This is a genomic window from Mycobacterium sp. (assembly GCF_035633495.1).
Taxonomy (GTDB): domain Bacteria; phylum Actinomycetota; class Actinomycetes; order Mycobacteriales; family Mycobacteriaceae; genus Mycobacterium.
On sequence record NZ_DASQEU010000175.1, the window covers coordinates 1 to 1532 of the forward strand.

Genomic DNA, 1532 nt, shown 5'->3' on the forward strand with positions numbered 1-1532 from the left:
AGGAAGGCCAGGGCGGACGGCGCCCGGCGTTGCTCGGGCGTGAGATGGTCGGTGGTCATGGCCGATACTGCGCCCGGTGTGAGTACCCCGGCGCCGCCGTCGAGCAGCGCCGAGGCGAAGCGCAGCAGGTCAGGCGCGGTCGACACCAGCCCTCCTCGAGCGTCCGGGAACGACGGCGCGGTCGCCCAGCGGCTGCCAGTGGCGTCGTCGAACAGTGCCAACCCTGACTCGTCGACGACGTAGCACGGGGGCAGCCGCCCAGGCGGGGCGACGAAGGACGTGTCGGCCATCCCCAACGGGTCGAGCAGCCGGACGCGCAGCAGTTCATCCAGCGGACGCCCGCCGGCCCGGGCAAGCACGACACCCAGCACGGCGTAGGCCAGGTCGTAGCGCCAGACCGCACCCGGCTGCTCGAGCAGGGGAAGTTCGGCGAAACGGGCGATCCACTCGTCGGGAGTGAGAGGGACAGACGGGTTCGGTGGTCCGATCCCCAGGCCGGCGTCGGCGGCCGCGCCGATCGCCGGGCAGTCCTGCTCGAACTCGAACCCGAAGCCGAGTCGCATCGTCAGCAGGTCCTCGACGGTGGGCGGGCGCTCGGCGGGGACGGTGTCAGCGAAGGACGCGTCGAGTCGGCGCAACACGCGACGATCTTTCAGCTCGGGAATGAAGCGCTCGACCGGGTCTTCCAGTGCGAGGGCGCCGTCGTCAGCCAACGCCAGCGCCAGCGCAGCCACGATCGGCTTCGTGTTCGAACTTATCCGCACCATGGCGTCGATGCTCAGACGCGCGGCGCCACCGAGTGTGGTGCCACCCGTGGCGTCCAACGACACCTCACCGTCTCGCCAGATCCCGATCACCGCACCTGGGATCACCCCACGGTCGACGTACGGGCGTATGGCCTTCATCACCAAGGTGGCTGTCACGGGCCGATCTTGGCAGGCTGCCCAGCCTCGAGGTGGTCGACCTGGCCGCGCACGTCGCCCTGAGGGCGCGCCACTCGTCGCTGAAGCCAGCAGGTCAAGTGGCCGATGCGGGACGAACGGGCGGCATGTTCGAACCATCGCGGAGTGAATGCTCGGGCTGCTTGGGGGTCCGGCGAGAGGCGACCGACGGCCGCTTCAGCGCGACGCCCCTGAGCCGGCGCAGCGCTCAGTCCCACATCCTTGTCCCTGCAATCACGCGGAACACATCGTGCGTCACCGAGGTCGGGCATCGGGGGTGCGGCACCGAACAGCCACGGTGAGGCGCTTCGAAACCGCCAATCGATTGACCCGCGACGCGCGGCCGTGTGTCACTTCGGCCCGCGGGATCGAATACCGTTAATGGCTCTCCCACTCGGAACCACAACACCTCGTGTCGCATCAGCGAAATCGGGACACTCCCCACATCAGCGGACCACCGAACTGGGCGCGTCATAGTGGGCCGGAAAGCCGTGCCCGGATTCCTCAGCTGGCCGTAGACGGCCAAGGCCGGCCGGGCTGGTCGTCACGATCGGACAGCCACCGTGGGTGACCATGGGAGCCCCCACACCC

Annotated in this window: 1 protein-coding gene; it reads right to left on the reverse strand. The window is 69.2% G+C overall.

The features are described 5' to 3' along the window. Positions 1 to 923, reverse strand: a 923-nt coding sequence (locus VET27_RS25385) for a serine hydrolase domain-containing protein (protein WP_526522644.1), incomplete at its 3' end; no start/stop codon positions are given. Positions 924 to 1532 lie beyond the last annotated feature (609 nt).